The organism is Muriicola marianensis, assembly GCF_014638095.1.
In the GTDB taxonomy this organism is placed as follows: domain Bacteria; phylum Bacteroidota; class Bacteroidia; order Flavobacteriales; family Flavobacteriaceae; genus Muriicola; species Muriicola marianensis.
Window position 1 is genome coordinate 585,128 of the sequence record NZ_BMFH01000001.1, and the last position, 16,675, is coordinate 601,802.

The 16,675-nt window shown below is 48.5% G+C and carries 12 protein-coding genes; 5 read left to right on the plus strand and 7 right to left on the minus strand.

Annotated features, from left to right (window positions below; translation table 11 throughout):
* Position 1 precedes the first annotated feature (1 nt).
* Genes IEV19_RS02740 through IEV19_RS02750 form a run of 3 tightly spaced genes read right to left on the minus strand, consistent with a single transcriptional unit; the run spans position 2 to position 3,607 of the window.
* Positions 2-1,330, minus strand: coding sequence for a 4Fe-4S dicluster domain-containing protein (locus IEV19_RS02740; protein WP_188369171.1), 1,329 nt, complete (start codon positions 1,328-1,330; stop codon positions 2-4).
* A 3-nt stretch (positions 1,331-1,333) separates the two neighbouring features.
* Positions 1,334-2,299, minus strand: a complete 966-nt coding sequence (locus IEV19_RS02745) for an MlaD family protein (protein ID WP_188369172.1) — start codon at positions 2,297-2,299, stop codon at positions 1,334-1,336.
* A gap of 54 nt (positions 2,300-2,353) precedes the next feature.
* A complete protein-coding gene (locus tag IEV19_RS02750) occupies positions 2,354-3,607 on the minus strand; it encodes an N-acetylmuramoyl-L-alanine amidase family protein (protein WP_188369173.1) in 1,254 nt (417 codons plus the stop codon).
* Positions 3,608-3,789: 182 nt separating this feature from the next.
* On the opposite strand from IEV19_RS02750, the gene IEV19_RS02755 reads away from it, so the two are divergent.
* Positions 3,790-6,447 (plus strand): putative LPS assembly protein LptD, encoded by a 2,658-nt coding sequence (locus IEV19_RS02755; RefSeq protein ID WP_188369174.1) that lies wholly within the window; start codon positions 3,790-3,792, stop codon positions 6,445-6,447.
* Positions 6,448-6,465: 18 nt separating this feature from the next.
* Complete coding sequence (locus IEV19_RS02760; protein ID WP_188369175.1) at positions 6,466-6,852, plus strand: RidA family protein; 387 nt, start codon at positions 6,466-6,468, stop codon at positions 6,850-6,852.
* Here the strand turns inward: IEV19_RS02760 and IEV19_RS02765 are convergent.
* From IEV19_RS02765 to IEV19_RS02780, 4 genes are all read right to left on the minus strand, one after another.
* Entirely contained in the window at positions 6,845-7,696 is an 852-nt protein-coding gene (locus IEV19_RS02765) for an N-acetylglucosamine kinase (protein WP_188369176.1), read from the minus strand. The two genes, IEV19_RS02760 and IEV19_RS02765, sit on opposite strands and share 8 nt — an antisense overlap.
* Before the next feature lie 76 nt (positions 7,697-7,772).
* Positions 7,773-8,774: a type I glyceraldehyde-3-phosphate dehydrogenase gene (gene gap, locus IEV19_RS02770; RefSeq protein WP_188369177.1), complete on the minus strand. Its 1,002-nt coding sequence runs from the start codon at positions 8,772-8,774 to the stop codon at positions 7,773-7,775.
* Between the two features lie 12 nt (positions 8,775-8,786).
* The gene (gene pfkA / locus IEV19_RS02775; protein WP_188369178.1) at positions 8,787-9,776 is read right to left on the minus strand and encodes a 6-phosphofructokinase; all 990 of its coding nucleotides are present in this window, start codon (positions 9,774-9,776) and stop codon (positions 8,787-8,789) included.
* A gap of 119 nt (positions 9,777-9,895) precedes the next feature.
* On the minus strand, positions 9,896-14,389 hold the full coding sequence (locus IEV19_RS02780) for a translocation/assembly module TamB domain-containing protein (protein ID WP_229732458.1): 4,494 nt from the start codon (positions 14,387-14,389) through the stop codon (positions 9,896-9,898).
* Positions 14,390-14,447: 58 nt separating this feature from the next.
* Here IEV19_RS02780 and tsaD point away from each other — a divergent pair, with 58 nt between their 5' ends.
* The 3 genes from tsaD to IEV19_RS02795 all read left to right on the plus strand — a co-directional run bounded on the left by tsaD (position 14,448) and on the right by IEV19_RS02795 (position 16,615).
* Positions 14,448-15,479 carry a tRNA (adenosine(37)-N6)-threonylcarbamoyltransferase complex transferase subunit TsaD gene (gene tsaD, locus IEV19_RS02785; RefSeq protein ID WP_188369179.1) on the plus strand — a complete coding sequence of 344 codons (1,032 nt, stop codon included), beginning with the start codon at positions 14,448-14,450 and terminating at the stop codon, positions 15,477-15,479.
* 144 nt (positions 15,480-15,623) lie between these two features.
* Positions 15,624-15,893, plus strand: coding sequence for a TfoX/Sxy family protein (locus tag IEV19_RS02790; RefSeq protein ID WP_229732459.1), 270 nt, complete (start codon positions 15,624-15,626; stop codon positions 15,891-15,893).
* A 14-nt stretch (positions 15,894-15,907) separates the two neighbouring features.
* The gene (locus IEV19_RS02795; protein ID WP_188369181.1) at positions 15,908-16,615 is read left to right on the plus strand and encodes a 16S rRNA (uracil(1498)-N(3))-methyltransferase; all 708 of its coding nucleotides are present in this window, start codon (positions 15,908-15,910) and stop codon (positions 16,613-16,615) included.
* The last annotated feature ends 60 nt before the right edge of the window (positions 16,616-16,675 follow it).

The window sequence follows — 16,675 nt, forward strand, 5'->3', positions numbered from 1 at the left end:
GTTATGCTGTTTCACTGGCCCAGTTAAGTCGGTCCATCTGGTTGAAAGGCCACGGGGCTCCGTTGTTCTCTATATTTCCCATCATCGCGTTCAACTCCGCAGGTGCAGCAGACTGTTCCATCACGAGGTATTGTCTCATGTCCATGATGATAGACAGGGGGTCAATGCTCACCGGGCAGGCTTCCACACAGGCGTTGCAGGAAGTACAGGCCCACAGTTCCTCCCGGGTGATATAGTCGTCGAGCAGTTGCTTCCCGTCATCCACAAAGGTTCCCTTATTCTTATCCATATTCCTGCCGACCTCTTCAAGACGATCGCGCGTGTCCATCATGATCTTCCTGGGCGATAGCTTTTTCCCGGTCTGGTTGGCCGGGCATTCGCTGGTGCACCTGCCGCATTCCGTGCAGGTATAGGCACTGAGCAACTGCACCCATTTCAGGTCTTTAACGTCTGAAGCTCCGAACTTATCCGGTGGTGTTGCATCTTCTGCAGGAGCTGCAAACGGATCGGCATTGGGATCCATCATCAACCGCACCTCTTTGGTAACCGCATCGTTGTTGCTGAACTGGCCCTTGGGTTTAAGATTTCCGAAGTAGGTGTTAGGAAAGGCCAGTAAAATATGGAGGTGTTTGGAATAATACAGGTAATTCAGAAAGAACAGTATTCCTGCAATATGCAGCCACCAGGCAGACCTTTCAATCAGGACCACCGTTGAAGCGGACATGCCTTCAAACAAGGGTGTGATCCACTGGCTGACCGGGAATGAACCCGCTTCCGTGTAATGGGCTACTTCCATACGTTGCAACTGAAGGTCTGACGCATTCATGGTCAGGAAGAGCGCCATTAGTATAAGTTCAATATAAAGGATCCAGTTTGCATCATTTTTAGGCCATCCCTTCATTTCGGGCTTTACAAAGCGAGCCAGTTTCAGGGCATTCCTTCGGAGCCAGAACACCACCACCGCCACGATGACCAGCAGGGCCAGGATCTCAAAAGAGGCGATCAGGAAATCGTAGAACCCTCCCATAAAAGCAAAAACCCGATGGGTTCCAAGGAGGCCATCAATGATGATCTCCAACACCTCAATGTTGATGATGATGAATCCCAGATAGACGATGATGTGCATAAGTCCGGCTATGGGTCTGACCACCATTTTGCTCTGACCCAGGGCGATCCGCATCATGTTCTTCCAGCGTTGAGGCTTGTTATCCGACAGGTCTATATCCCTGCCCAGCATAATATTCCTCCTTAGTTTTTTTACGTTTCGTGTAAAATAGCCGATGCCTGCAATCAATAGGACAGCGAAGAGGATATTGGGAAGGTATTCCATTAATTATTCGTTGTTGATTAATGCAGGATCGTTCTCTGGAAGGGAATATTCGATCTGTTTCTTGCCAAAAACCGAAACATTCACATAGCGCTTGGGATTCAGACGGAAATCCTGCAGAAGTAGATCCAGTTCCCTGGATGCCTCGGTCAGATTATTATACAGGTCTTCGTCCTTCATCAGTTTGCCCATGGTGCCTTCTCCTTGCTCGATCTTTGCCAGGATATCGTTGAGATTGTTCATGGTCGACTCAAGGTTTCGAATGGTCTCTCCGAGATTGGCCGCTGCCAAAGAGTCTGAAAGCTGTGCAAAATTGGTGGTAAGTCGGTCTACATTACTCAGGGAGCTGTCTATGTGTGCTTTGTTCTTGTCGAGCATCTCGTTGAGAGTGCCTGCGCTTTTCTGAAAGCTCTCCATTACAGCAGTGAGGCCTTGTATGCTTTCCCTCAGGTTTCTCTTGGTTTTGTCGTCCAGCACCTCATTGACATTCATCAACAGGGTATCTGCATGGGATACCGCCCCTTCTACTTTTAATTGAAGGGGGGTCAGTTTTTGCTGGACCAATTCAGTTAGACCCGGGCGTGTATTGGTTACCAAAGTATCGCCGGACTGGGCCATGGGTGCCCCATCAAACATCGGTACAATCTGTATCCCTTTCCCCCCGATGATCCCGGTATCAAACAGTTCGGCCTTGCTGTTCCTGGAAAATTCAAAACTGTTAGCCACGGAAAAAGTTACGACGAGCTTGCCGCTGTTGTCCTTAAATTGAATGTTGTTGACCTTGCCTACGCTAAAGCCGTTAATGGATACCTGTGTGCCGGTTTGGAGTCCGCCCACATTGTCGTATATCGCATAAAAGGTCTTGCTGTCATCGAACAGGGGCGTGGCTTTGAGGTAACTGTATCCCAGGATGAACAAGAGTATACCTCCGATAACGATGATCCCTGTCTTGATTTCCCGAGATAGTTTCAACTTCACGTTTTTAGGTTCCAAACAAAATTAGAAATAAATTCGGAAGGCAGGTCATTATTCATCCTCGTATTTCAAGGCTTCCTGCAGGGGTATGCGCTTCCCGTCCTTGTAGGCCACAATGTAGGAGGTGGTAAAGCCTTTCATATCGGCGTTATTCTTAAGTAGTTTTGCCCCCATGTAGGTGTCTGTTTCCCCATAGAGGTAACGAAATAAGTTGTTTACCGGTTCTTTGGATATCTTGTTCAATCCCTTGAATTCAGCCGAGCCGGGAGCCAGGTTCTTGGAACTCGCCATGATCTGTACCTTAAAGGTGACTCCCTCACGGGCTACCTGCATTCTCACCGATTGGGACTCCTGTTCCTTCTCTGCTTTTGAAGCAACAACAGTCTCAGATTTGCCGGATCCGGGATTTTCTGTACCCGTCTCAAGGGTCTTCTCCGTTTTCAGATCAGGATCTGCCGGTTTGGGGACGTCCCGTACAACAGGAGGTGTCTTTTGAGGAGTTCCGTTGGAGATCACGGTCTGTTCATCGGGTATGCTGTTGCGGTATTTAAGGATGGCTTCGGCGATTGCCTTGCCCATTTCTGTCTGGCCTTTGGGGGAATTGAGATATCTGCCTTCCTCCTTGTTCGTTAAAAAACCCGTCTCGATGAGGACACTGGGCATAAACGTCTGGTGGAGAACTATGAATCCGGCCTGCTTCACCTTTCGGTCGTTACGTTTTAGCTTTGAAGTGAAATTATCCTGAATGAGTTTCGCGAGGAGGATGCTCTGGTCGAGGAATTCCTCCTGCATGATGGTCATCCCGATCACGGACTCCGGGGAATTGATATCGTAGGCTGCATAACGTGCCTCGTAATTGTCCTCCAGGTAGATCACGGAGTTCTCCTTTTTGGCTACCTCGAAATTCTGTTTGTTGGCATGGAGTCCCAGGACAAATGTACCTGCCCCATGGGCGTTGGAGGTATGGGAATCGCAATGTACGGAAACAAACAGGTCGGCATCCGCCTTGTTTGCGATCTCACCGCGAACGAAGAGGTCTACAAACGAGTCGTCATCCCTTGTATACACCACCTTGACCCCAGGTATTTTCTTGAGCTCCTCCCCTATTTTGAGTACGATATTCAGGGCAATATTCTTCTCCATATAGCCGTTTCCCAGGTTTCCGGGATCATGGCCGCCATGGCCCGCATCAAGGACCACAACAAAACCTTCATCCCCACGGCTTGCCGGAACAGGATCGGAGGCGGAAAGAGAGGCTGTCAAAATGAAAGAAAAACAGACAGCAAAAAGCAATTTTTTATTCATGGCAGTAGGCAAAATAACGCTCCTAATCTTAGGTTAAAAATATCGTTCTCCTCCACGGGCAGAAGAAAAATATATGTAAGTTTGACTTATGAAAATCAAGCCTTATCACTACAAAAATAGGATATATAGCTTTGCAATCAAATAAACGGCTTTTTCTTTTCGCGGGTTTGTTTTTCTCGGTTGTGACCTTGGTTTTTGGACAGGAGGACAAGATCAGGCCCCTACCTATCAGGGCTGTGGAAGACAGCATTCAGGCTCCTCCCCTTCCCCCAACCCTGGCGACAGATACCGTTAAAACCGATACCGTGAACGCGGAATCCGTACCCCAAAAGCCGGCTCTTCTCCTTGATAAGATCAAATATAAGGCCAAAGATTACGTAAAGCTCAGCCAAAAAGACCAGAAAGTCTACCTCTACAATGAAGCTGAGATCTATTACCAGGACACCGAACTCAAGGCCGGGATTATCATTCTGGATTATATAAAGAATGAGGTCTATGCCGGTCGGATAAAGGATACCTTAGGCAATTATTCCCAGCTTCCCTATTTCAAACAGGGGGAGAATGTGGTCATCCCGGATTCCATCCGTTTTAATTTCGACACCGAAAAGGCCGTTATCTGGAACTCCCGGACAGAACAGCAGGCGGGACTAGGCCAGCTGGGCAGCGATGCCATGAAGGTCTATGCCGAGCGGACCAAAAAAGAGAACGACTCGGTCTACTTTCTAAGCGAAGGGAAACTCACCACCTCCAAGGATACGATCGACCCGGATTACTACATCCGGGTGCGCAAGGCGAAGTTCGTGCCTAAGAAGAAAGTGATCGCCGGGTTCAGCAACCTGTATATCGTGGATGTCCCCACACCCATCGCCCTGCCCTTTGCTTATTTTCCGCTTACCGTGGGACGGACTGCGGGGATTATGATGCCCACGTTCGGGAATGACCCGGACCGGGGGTATTTTTTACAGAATGCAGGGTATTACCTGCCCATCAATGATTATGTGGACCTCACTCTTACGGGCGACCTGTATACTAACGGGAGTTATGGGATCAGGGCACAATCTGTCTACGCCAAAAGGTACCGGTACCGGGGTAATATCAACTTCAGGTATGAGAACCAGATTGTTAGTCAGAAAGGCTTCGATGATTACAGCAGGGGGACGATCTACAACATACAGATCTCCCACTCACAGGACCAGAAAGCCAACCCCAACAGCAGACTATCGGCCTCGGTAAACCTCGGGAGCAGTCAGTACTACAGGAATTCCTTATTACAGCAGAACCTGGCCCTTACACAAACCAATAACCTGTCGTCCTCCATCTCCTACTCAAAGACCTTCCCGGCTTATCCTTCGGTGAATATGAGCCTTACGGCCACCCACAACCAAAACACGAACACCAATGTAGTAGACGTTACATTACCCACCCTTCAGGCCGCCATGGAACGGGTCTTTCCGTTTGCCAAAAGGGATGGGATCAAAAAAGGGGCGATCCAGAACATCAACTTCCAGTACGATCTGAATGCACGGAACAGTATCCGTACCAACGACGAGGATTTCCTGACCGCAAAAATGTTTGACGACGCCAAGGTAGGGGCCCGCCACAGGATCCCGATCAGCACCAACTTTAAGGTGGCCAAGTATTTCAGCGTGACTATGGGCGGGAATTATGAGGATATCTGGACTCTGCAAACCTTTAACCAGCGGTTCGATCCGGATACTCAGACGGTGGTCACGGATACCATCAGCGGTTTTGACCGTTACAACCAGTATAATTTCAGTGCAAGTATCGGAACTACGCTTTACGGAACCTTTACCTTCGGAGAGGATAAGAAATTCCAGGCCCTAAGGCATGTCATGAGACCTACCGTAAGCTACGGCTATGCTCCCTCCTTTGAACAGTATTATGACGAATATCTAAATGAGGTGTCCGGGAATATCGTACAGTACTCCCGCTTCCAGAACACTATCTACGGAGCGCCCAGGCTGGGAAAATCCAATGCGCTTACTTTCTCCCTCCAAAACACCCTGGAAGCAAAGGTGAAGGACAAGGACTCCACGGCAACTGAGCCTAAGAAGATACAATTGCTGAACAGTCTCAATTTTTCCACGGGGTACAACTTTGAGGCCGACTCCCTTAAACTGAGTCCGGTAAGTATGAGCGGGGGTACCAACCTGTTTAAGAACAAGATGTCCGTGAACTTCGGGGCCAGCCTGGACCCCTATGCGATCGACAATAATGGACGGCGTATCAACACCTTCAATATTAATAACGGAGGTAGCCTTTTCAGGCTCACCACCGCCAGGGCCAATATGAGTTATAACATCAGCAGCAAGGATTTCGGTCGAAAGGAAGAGGAAGAGGAGGAAGAACAAGACCCCTATGCGGGACAGACCTATGTCGCTGCCAGTGGCGGAAGGACGGACGACCTGTTTGGCTCGGCTGATAATTTCAACGACAGCAGTTTTAAGAACCGGGACCCTGACGATATTGAAAACCCGAGGTACGGCGCAAAGATCCCCTGGGACCTGCGGTTGCAGTACGCAGCCACCTACAGCAACAGCAACAGGCAGAACGAATTTTCCAACCACTCCCTCATGTTTTCCGGGAATATTGAGTTATCTCCCCGCTGGAGGGTTGGAGCTTCCTCGGGATACGATATCAGAAGAAAAGGTTTTACAGTCACCCAGCTCAGGTTTGAGAGGGACCTCAAGAGTTTCGTCATGCGTTTTAACTGGACCCCTTTTGGAGATTTCAAAAGATGGTACTTCTTTATCGGGATCAAGAGTTCCATCCTGCAAGACCTGAAATGGGAGAACCGGAGTCAGCCCGTCAGAAGATAACCCTTTATATAAAATCATATGAGCAGCAGAAAGATCATCCACACGTCTAAGGCCCCATCCCCCATCGGGCCTTACAGTCAGGCCGTCATGGCAGGGAACATGTTATTCATCTCAGGTCAGATCGCCATGGATCCCAATACGGGAGAATTGATCTCGGGCGATATCAAAACGGAGACCAGGCAGTGCATGGAAAACCTGAAAGCTATCCTCACCAAAGCCAGCATGGGGTTTGAGCAGGTTGTCAAAGCCTCAATCTTTGTCAAAGACATGAAGCAGTTTGCTGAGGTAAACGAGGTATATGGATCTTATTTCGACGCCGCCACGGCCCCGGCCAGGGAAACGGTTGAAGTAGCCAATCTCCCCAAGTTCGTGAACGTGGAAATTTCTATGATCGCGATCAGATAGTCTCCTTGTGGAATTCGACAAGACCATCAATAGGTCTTTGGCGGATCACACCCGTGATCAGGTCATTCCGCTCCAGGACCATTTTTAGTTCATCTCGTAGGAACCAGGCGATGCTGCCCACAAAATGGACGGGCACTTTGGTGGCCAGTTCAAACTGCATGATGTAATTGTTCACGAATTGCTGCAGGCCTTTATCGATGACGCCTTTGCAATAAGGGTGGTCCTTGTTTTCGATCAGAAATCGCGCAAAGGTTGCCAGATAGGTATTCGGGTTAGGCTGTTTATATAGGTTCTCCTTGATCACATCCGGATCGAGATTGTACTCACTGGCAAATTTCAGACCCAGTGCCTGTGGCATTTTGTGGAAGTAATAATCACGGATGAGTTTTCTGCCAAAGAAGTTCCCGCTCCCGTCATCCATGGGGATATACCCTAGGGAGATCACTTTCTGAAATAATTGATGGCCGTCGTAATAACTGCAATTAGACCCGGTTCCCAGGATACAGACGATCCCCTGATGGCCAATCTTTGTGGTGGAGTAGATAGCGGCATAAGTATCTTCCTTGACTTCAATTTTTGCCTTGTTGAAAAAAGACTTAAAGATGTTCCGCAGGAATTTCTTCATACGATCTGTACCGCATCCTGCACCGTAGAAGTAGAGTCGGCTGACCTTATGCCTGTTCTTTGAAAGCTCAAAATTGTTTGCGAGCCTGTCTTCAATCACCTCACGTGTAAGTACCTCTGGACTCAGGCCGAGGGTCTGGGTCATAAACATCTCATTCCCCTTCTCATCCAAAGCTATCCAATCTGCTTTTGTTGCTCCGCTGTCTGTAATTAATATCATAACGATCTAAAAAAGGAATCCTTAAAATAAGCAATATTTACCTATTCCAAGGATTCCTCAGCCTTAGTTTTACTACCTAGAGGGAATGGATATATTGTGCCAGGTCTACCAATTTATTGGAATAACCCGCTTCATTGTCATACCAGGATACTACTTTAAAGAATCTGGGGTTGAGTTCAATCCCTGCTCCTGCATCGAAGATGCTGGTCCGTGCATCCCCGATGAAATCCTGAGATACCACTTGTTCTTCAGTATACCCCAAGATCCCTTTGAGTTCTCCTTCAGACGCCTTCTTGAAGGCCTTTTTGATCTCTTCGTAAGACGTTTCTTTTTCCAGTCTTACTGTCAGGTCTACCACAGAGACATCCGCTGTGGGTACCCTAAAGGCCATACCCGTCAGTTTTCCTTCCAGAGCCGGGATCACTTTGGTCACCGCTTTGGCAGCTCCTGTGGAAGCCGGGATGATGTTAAGCATTGCGCTCCTGCCTCCCCTCCAGTCTTTCTTTGAGGGGCCATCTACCGTAAGCTGGGTAGCCGTGGTTGCGTGAACCGTGGTCATCAGGGCCTCTTCGATCCCAAAGGAATCGTGGAGAACCTTGGCGAGAGGAGCAAGGCAGTTAGTGGTACAGGAGGCGTTGGAAACGATCTTATCCGAAGCCTTTACCTTTTTGTGGTTGACTCCCATCACAAACATGGGGGCATCCTTTGAAGGGGCGGAGATCACGACCTTTTTGGCCCCTCCGTCTATGTGGTACTGGGCTGTTTCCATGGTGGTGAAGATCCCGGTACATTCAGCGACGATGTCGGCTCCTACCGCATCCCATTTGATATTTTTTGGATCCCTTTCGGCAGTGATCCTCACGGTCTTCCCATTCACCACGAGATTTCCGTTCTTCACGTCCACCGTGCCGTCGAAGCTACCGTGAACAGAATCGTATTTCAGGAGATAGGCCAGGTGTTCCACATCGAGGAGATCATTGATCGCCACGACCTCAATACCGTCTCTTTTTACAATCGACCTGAAGACAAGTCGACCTATTCTACCAAATCCGTTTATTCCTATTTTCAATGTTGCCATGTTTACTTTTTTTTAAGTGGACATTATATCGGATACTCTGATGAGCTCCTTGTTGATTTTCGTTTTTCCTTTGATCGCTTCACTGAGTGGGGTAAAGGCGATGTCGTCGTCGAGTATCCCCACCATTAGGTTTGTCTTGCCTTCCAGCAAGGCCTCAACGGCTTTAACACCCATCCTGCTGGCCAAGACTCTGTCGAAACAGGTGGGAGCTCCTCCCCTCTGCATATGACCCAGGACACAAACCCTGACATCGTAGATCGGAAGGTGTTCTTCTACGTATTCCTTGAGTTGGAAGACATTCTTTCCTGTGGTTTTATCTCCTTCGGCTACTACAACGATACTGGATGATTTCCCGGTGAGCTTACTTCGCTTCAGGGATTCCAGGAGGCGTTCCAGGCCCAGGTTCTCCTCGGGAATGAGGATCTCCTCGGCTCCTGCTCCTACCCCGGCATTAAGAGCGATGTGTCCTACATCCCGACCCATAACTTCCACAAAGAAGAGGCGGTGGTGAGAACTCGCCGTATCCCGGATCTTATCGATCACTTCCATGGCCGTATTGATGGCCGTGTCGAAACCCAGGGTATATCGGGTTCCAAAAATGTCGTTATCTATCGTTCCGGGAATACCGATGACAGGCATTCCAAATTCTTCATTGAAGAGGAGGGCGCCGGTAAAGCTTCCATCTCCGCCGATGACCACCATGGCGTCTACACCCTGTGATTTCAGCTGATTATAGGCTTTCTGCCTTCCTTCATGTGTTCTGAATTCCGGACACCGGGCAGATTTCAGGATAGTTCCTCCCTTGTTGATAATATTATTCACACTCCGGGCATTCATAGGGAGAAAATCCCCTTCGATCATCCCTTCATATCCCCGGTAAATACCCACGCAATCAATTTTCATGTAGGCGCAGGTCCGAACCACTGATCGAATGGCGGCATTCATCCCGGGTGAATCTCCCCCGGATGTAAAGACCGCAATCTTCTTGATTTTAGTATCCATAAAATTTATCGAATTCCAAAAATAGCAAAGAATTGGCAAATCAGTGTCCCGGCCTGCGTTTAATTGCTTTTTACTGCCTAATCAAACGATGTAGTTTAAAAAAAATCAAATTTCAGGACCTAATTTTGCGAATCCGGTGATGACGGATCCTGGTCCTTTACGGGGAGTGTCTTGGGTTTCTGATAAAATCTAACCACGCTGTCCCTGCCCATAGTCCCCTGAGTGGGACGGGGTCTTGCACCAGACTTCTCGGGTTGTTCCTTAGGCTGAAAAACCTTTCTTAGCAGTTCGTTGAAGGTACTGAAATCTACTTCGTATGACAGTCCCACCCCCTGGGTGTATCCTGTCTGGTTGGCCAGGAATTGCTGGATCTCGTTCTCCCGGTTGAAGATCTTGGCCCTCAGGGTTCCCTCTTCGTTCAGCAGTACCTGCACTTCCACATCCCCGGCTACCACGGTCTCACTCACCCCTCCAACCGGTACCCCGAACCGGCCGTTGAGCAATACACGGTCACTAAGACGGGTCGAAACGGTAACCCCGAGCCTGTTTTCCGTTTGAACCTGACTGGGATCCAGGGTTCCCTGCTCCAGGGAAAAACCAAAATCGAATTTGTCATTTCCGCCTCCCAGGAGGGAATTCACAAGTCCGGATGCGGTCTGGATAAGGTTTCCGGTCACAGCCTGCTGATTAAGGCCGCTGCCCTCATCCACAAAAGTACCCTGAGCAAGGAGGAAAAAGGCATTTCTCTCTTCTACCGTAGGATCCTGGAGCTTGTACTCCAATTCCGATTGTACAATGGAACTCGTCCCCGGAAATTCGATATTGAAATCAATAGTGGGTCTTTCCAGTTCCCCTGTTAGCTGGACCACCACGTTGGTAGGAATGCGCCTGGTGACCCCGGAATTGTCAAGCAGAGGTGCCGGGTTGGCATTGAGGGAATAGACCGCTTCCATATTCAGCTGGGCTGCCAGAGGGGTTCCGTCCCAGACAATACTCCCCCCGGGTTTTACGGTGAAGGATTTGTCGATCACCCCGCCAAAACGGTAGTTGTAGGTACCCGTCACGACGACAAAGTCCCCGAACATATTGAATTTCCCATTGGTATTGATCTCTATCAGCAGGATGCCTTCCCCTGTGCCCCTCAGGGAGGACCCTGTTTTCTGGTCGACCACGATCTCTACCTCAGCATCCGGGGTGACATCCAGGTCGAAGTTCAGCTCCAGCCCTTCATAATCCTTTAAGGTCCGTTCGATTTCAAAGGTCCGCTCGGCTTGCTTATCTATAAAATTGATAAAGGAATAATCCCCTATCGATGCTACGTCGCTCAACGGGATCTTTAGAGAGGTCCCTTCAGCGGTTTCTCCCTCCACTTTGATTGTCAAGGCCCTGGTCGGACCAAAGATGCGACCGGTACCCCTTAAAAATCCGGTACCGTAATAGAGTATCTCTTCCTCAAAGGGCGTATTGAGGATCAAAAGTCGGTCGCCTGCCGTATCCACATTGAGATCCAGGCTCCAGTCGTCCCAATACTGATGCCGGATGGTCCCATCCAGGGTAGCCGTGGTATTCATGGCCACATCCGTAAGCTGTATGTTCTCGAAATCGAAGGTCTGATTGTACAGTCTTACACTCGAATTCGGACCAAAGCCGTAATCTACATTCAGGTAAGGGATCGCAATACCTGCCCGGTCGAGGAACAACTGCCCGCTGATGTTCGGGTTCCGGAGATCTCCCCGGATCTGGGCTGAACCATTGATGAGGCCTCGTATATTGGTGATGACCCCTTCACCAAGGGGGCTAAAAGGTTCCAGGGTAAAATCAGTGAAATTGGCCATCAGGTCTGCCATGGGCACCTCATCCCGATTCGTAAAATTCCCCAGCAGGCTGAATTTTTCCCTACCCTCCTCCGTGATCTGGGTGTTCACCACGTACTCAGTCAGATCGCGGTTACCCACGATCCCAATGCTCAACTGGCCCAGGGTAATATCGTTAACACCGAAATCCGATATCTGCAGATTACAGGAAGGCAGGTATATATCGTCCTTTTGGAGGATGTTGAGGGTTCCGTTGATCTCACCCGAAAGGCTTAGGCTGTCAATGGCCGGGGCGATCTTGTTCAGGGAAACCAGGCGGAAATCAAGCTGTAGATCCTTGTAGGTAGAATCGGCCAACTCCCCCCTGAGCCGGATCTGCTCCCTGTTGTCGTTGTTCATGACAATCTCCTCAATCTGAATGCTGTCCAGTGACCGGTTGATGATCACCTTATTTTTTCGATCCCCATCCTTGTTGAGGACCCAGGTATTTCCCTTAAAGTTTACATCAGACCGTTTGAGGCCGATCACCGATCGGTTCTGGGCGTTAAAGGTGTGGTAGAAATTCAAATTGTAACTGTCATTGTATTCACTACCTCCTTTGAATTCCGTCCTGAAGAAAAGGGTATCCGCCAGGGTGGTATTGATAAGGTTGAAGTCCTTTAAGTCATAATACACGGAATTTACCTCGGCAACCGATACATAGGTATTGAAAAGAGGGTTTTTATTGTCGATCTTCACGTCAATACTGTCAAAGACGTTCTCGTAGGCCGCGATTCGGGGCGACTTAAAATTGAGTTTGAAATCCCCTTCATCTGCAACGATATTCCCACGGATAAAGGTGTTGGGATCAAAGGCGACCTGAGGAAAAAAGACGTCTACGATCTTGTTGTAGATCTTGAAGTTAAAATCGAGCGTCTGCCCTTCGGAGATCTCAAAAGGCCTGAAGTTAGTATAGATACTACCGATTGAGTTCCTGAGGAGTTTGTCGAGTTCCTTTACCTTAAAACGGCCCCTCATAAATCCTGTTATGATGTCCGGAGAATTGATCCTTATGGTTCTAACACTATCAGCATCAAAGGAGGAGACCACATTAAAATCTTCAAAGTAATAGGTATTGTTGATGTTCTGGTAATTCGTGCTATTGAAGGAAATGTTCCCGACCACATCGTCGAGATCACTCCCCGAAATATCCATCTGCACATTCCCTTTGAAGATGGAAATACTGTCGTTGATAAAATTCAGCAGTTTCAGGTCGGCGTATGCAACGGCAGCATCGAAGTTGAAGGTATTCACAGTACCTCCAAAATCTGCTAACCCCTTGAATTCAAAATCAAAATTGGGATCCTTACTGACCAGGGAACCGTCAAAAAGCTGATCCTTCAGGATACCTGAAACCGAAATATCCCTGTAATTGTATTTGTTGAACTCCAGGCTGTACACCTGTCCTATGACCTCCGTATTGAGACTGGCCTGGGCAAATCCCTGTCCTTCTACATTTACGTCCATAGAGGCCAGACCCAGGTTGTCGTCCCCCGCAAACTTGCCGAGATTGAAGTCGATGAGGGATACGAAGCCCTTATATCTGGCATTGTCAATCTGATCTACATCGGTCAGTGTAAGATCTACATAGCTATTTCCCAGGCTGCTGTTGATATTGACCCTGGACTGAACAGAAGTTTCAGTGATCGTGGCATCGCCCCGAATGGTAAATTGTCCCAGCCTTGAAAAGGTGGAGGGTATATTGTTTCCCAGGACCTCTGGCATCAGGGAACGCAATTCATAATAGCTAGTGGTGATGTTTTTGATCCCTGCATTCAGGATAAATGGAGTGTCTTTCGCGAAAAGATGCCTGAAATTAAAATCGCCCCTGATCCCTGTATTTTCCGTGGTGAGTAATACATCGTTCACATTGAGATCGTTGAGGACACCATTGAAGGAGGCCGAAAAGAGCACTTCTTTTTCTGTTCCAAATTGTTTGCTCAAGGTGTTGACCTCGTCCAGGGAAATCCTAGAATCTACAAAATTGGCCGATAGGTTCACTTTGTTCAGGAAGTCGGCGAAGTCTTCCCGATTGTAATCGAAGACCAGGTTGCCCTGCAGGAGGGATTTTGGAGTCTCGATCTGCAGGGAATCGAACCTCATCTGCTGTTTGGTGTACTTAAAGGAAGTGTCGAGCCTGTTGACCTCAATGCCTGATTTACTCACAAATGCGAGATCCCTTATCTCTGTGGTCACTTCAGGCCCCAGGATCTGAAAGTCGCCTGCTTCGAGGTTCAGATTCATGAAATTGAGAGTTTCCTGCGTTTCCAGATTCTCATCAATCAGGCGAAACCTGCTATCGGTGATGTGTATCTCAGAAGAAGAAAGAAAGAAAGGAGGGCTTCCGGGTTCACGGGGTTTGTTGTCGTCTAGCTTGGCGACAAACACATCGAGGTTGGTGCTGGTCTCCCCCTCATAGGTCTTCAGCTTGAAATTGAGTCCATTGAGATCGATATCCCCGAATTCAAGGCGACCTCCGATAAGATTCCTGACACTGAGAATGGAGGTGTTGAGCTCTTCGATATAGATCAGCGTATCCTGGCGGTAATCCTCGATATAGATCCCTTTGAGGGCAGTGTCCCAGGAGATAAGGGAAACGCGCAGGCGGTCAATGTTGATATTGGTCCCGAACTCGTCGTTGATTGACCTTGTGGCGTATTTTGCCAATCGGGTCTGGACAGCAGGTAAGGAGAGAATGATAGAACTCAGGACCAAGACCAGCAATACTGCGAGCAGTACTCTAATCCCTATTTTTCTCAATTTTTTGATAGGACGATATGATTTACCTTTGTGCGACCAATAATTATTCCAAAGCTAGGTGAAAAATCAAAATATATACATACTGGCTATCGAATCTTCCTGTGATGACACTTCAGCCGCTGTGATGTGCAATGACAGCGTGCTTAGCAACGTGGTTGCCACACAAAAGATTCACGAGGAATACGGAGGTGTGGTACCCGAACTTGCATCAAGGGCACACCAGCAGCATATTGTACCTGTGATCCACCAGGCCCTGGCTAAAGCAAATATCGACAAAAATCAGCTCTCGGCCATAGCTTTTACCCGTGGTCCGGGACTTCTGGGATCCCTGCTGGTGGGAACATCCTTCGCCAAATCACTTTCCCTGGGCCTCGACATACCCCTCATTGAGGTGAATCATATGCAGGCCCATATTCTGGCACACTTTATCAAAGATGAAGCAAGCACGAAACCTGAGTTTCCATTTCTCGCCATGACCATCAGCGGGGGACACACTCAGATCGTCCTTGTAAAGGATTACTTCAGCATGGAGATCCTCGGGGAAACCTTAGACGATGCTGTGGGCGAGGCCTTCGACAAGACCGCGAAGATCATTGGCCTGCCCTATCCCGGCGGGCCCCTGGTAGACGCCCTGGCCCAGAAAGGCAACCCAAAAGCTTTCCCTTTTCCCATACCCAAGGTGAAAGGACTGGATTTTAGTTTCAGCGGACTCAAGACCAGCATCCTGTATTTCATCCAAAAACAAACGGCAGAGCAGCCGGATTTTGTCGAACAGCACAAGGAAGATATCTGCGCCTCCATCCAATACACCATCGTTTCCATCCTGATGGACAAACTCAAAAAAGCGGTGAAGCAAACCGGGATCAAAAGGGTAGCTATAGGTGGCGGGGTGTCGGCTAATTCCGGGATCAGGGCAGCGGTACAAAAGGCCGAGAAAGAAAAGGGATGGACCACCTTTATCCCAAAATTTGAGTACTGTACAGACAATGCGGCCATGATCGGTATTGTAGGATTCCTGAAATACAGGGAAGGCGACTTTACGGATCAGAGTATCTCGGCAAAAGCGAGGTACAACATCCCAAATCCATAGGTCTTTGCCAAACAGACCTTTTCTGAAAAAGACCTATCTTTAATTTTCAATAATTTCAGCCTTAGAGAAATGCCTTTTGACGCCACCCTCGCAGAAAGGGTCCGGACTGGTCTGCTAACCCTGCCATTACCTATCCGCACAGACATGACAGAGAAAAACATGTTTGGAGGGATTGCCTTCCTTTTACGTGGTAAGATGACTGTAGGAATCATTGGGAAAGAATTGGTCGTGAGGGTCCTGGCTGAAAAAATGGAAGACCTGCTGAAGATGGATTTCATCCGGCCTATGGATTTCAGCGGGAAGCCCATGAAGGAATTTGTCTACGTCTCTCCGGCCGGACTGGAGAAGGAGGAACAGATCGAACACTGGATCGCCCTGGGCATTGAACACGCACGCTATAAACTCAATATCTGAACACTCATCGTCTCATGCAGCTATTTTATCATCCTGACCTTACAGAGGAAACTAAAGAATTTGAGCTTTCTAAAGAAGAGAGTAAACACCTTCAGAAAGTCCTGAGGAAAAAGGAAGGGGACACTTTCCATGTCACCAATGGCAACGGATGGTTATTTGAAGCCAGGATTGAAAAAATAACCCCCAAGTCCCTGCAAGCTCATGTCATTTACTCCGAGAAAAGACATCGAAAAATGTATTCTCTCCACATGGCTGTCGCCCCGACCAAGAGCAACGATCGATTTGAATGGTTCCTGGAGAAAGCCACAGAGATAGGGGTACACGAGATCACGCCCATCATCTGCAAACGCTCTGAGCGGAAGACAGTAAAAAGAGAACGGCTGCAGCGGGTGATACAGGAGGCCATGAAACAATCACAGAGGACCTACCTCCCAGTTCTTCACCCGGCCGTGACCTATGAGAAGTTTCTGGAAATACCCCATAAAGGGCTTCGTTTTATTGCCCACTGTCATGAGGAGGAAAAAATGGAGTTAAAGCGCCGCATTGCCCCTGACAAGAGGATCACTATCCTGGTAGGGCCCGAAGGTGATTTTACTGAAGAAGAGGTGGATCTGGCCTATGAAAAAGGGTTCCTGCCGGTATCCCTGGGAGACAGCAGGTTGCGGACAGAAACAGCTGCTATTTACGCCTGTACGGCCGTTGCTGTTTTCAATACCAGGTAATTCCCGCCATTCACTCAAGACCGAATCCCATTGTCGGATACTACCAGAAACTCATATTGT

Excerpts from the sequence above, each read along its gene's own strand:
- IEV19_RS02740 (WP_188369171.1), bottom strand. The coding sequence starts at position 1,330 with ATGGAATACCTTCCCAATATCCTCTTCGCTGTCCTATTGATTGCAGGC.
- IEV19_RS02750 (WP_188369173.1), bottom strand. The coding sequence starts at position 3,607 with ATGAATAAAAAATTGCTTTTTGCTGTCTGTTTTTCTTTCATTTTGACA.
- IEV19_RS02760 (WP_188369175.1), top strand. The coding sequence starts at position 6,466 with ATGAGCAGCAGAAAGATCATCCACACGTCTAAGGCCCCATCCCCCATC.
- IEV19_RS02765 (WP_188369176.1), bottom strand. The coding sequence starts at position 7,696 with ATGATATTAATTACAGACAGCGGAGCAACAAAAGCAGATTGGATAGCT.
- gap (WP_188369177.1), bottom strand. The coding sequence starts at position 8,774 with ATGGCAACATTGAAAATAGGAATAAACGGATTTGGTAGAATAGGTCGA.
- pfkA (WP_188369178.1), bottom strand. The coding sequence starts at position 9,776 with ATGGATACTAAAATCAAGAAGATTGCGGTCTTTACATCCGGGGGAGAT.
- IEV19_RS02790 (WP_229732459.1), top strand. The coding sequence starts at position 15,624 with ATGACAGAGAAAAACATGTTTGGAGGGATTGCCTTCCTTTTACGTGGT.
- IEV19_RS02795 (WP_188369181.1), top strand. The coding sequence starts at position 15,908 with ATGCAGCTATTTTATCATCCTGACCTTACAGAGGAAACTAAAGAATTT.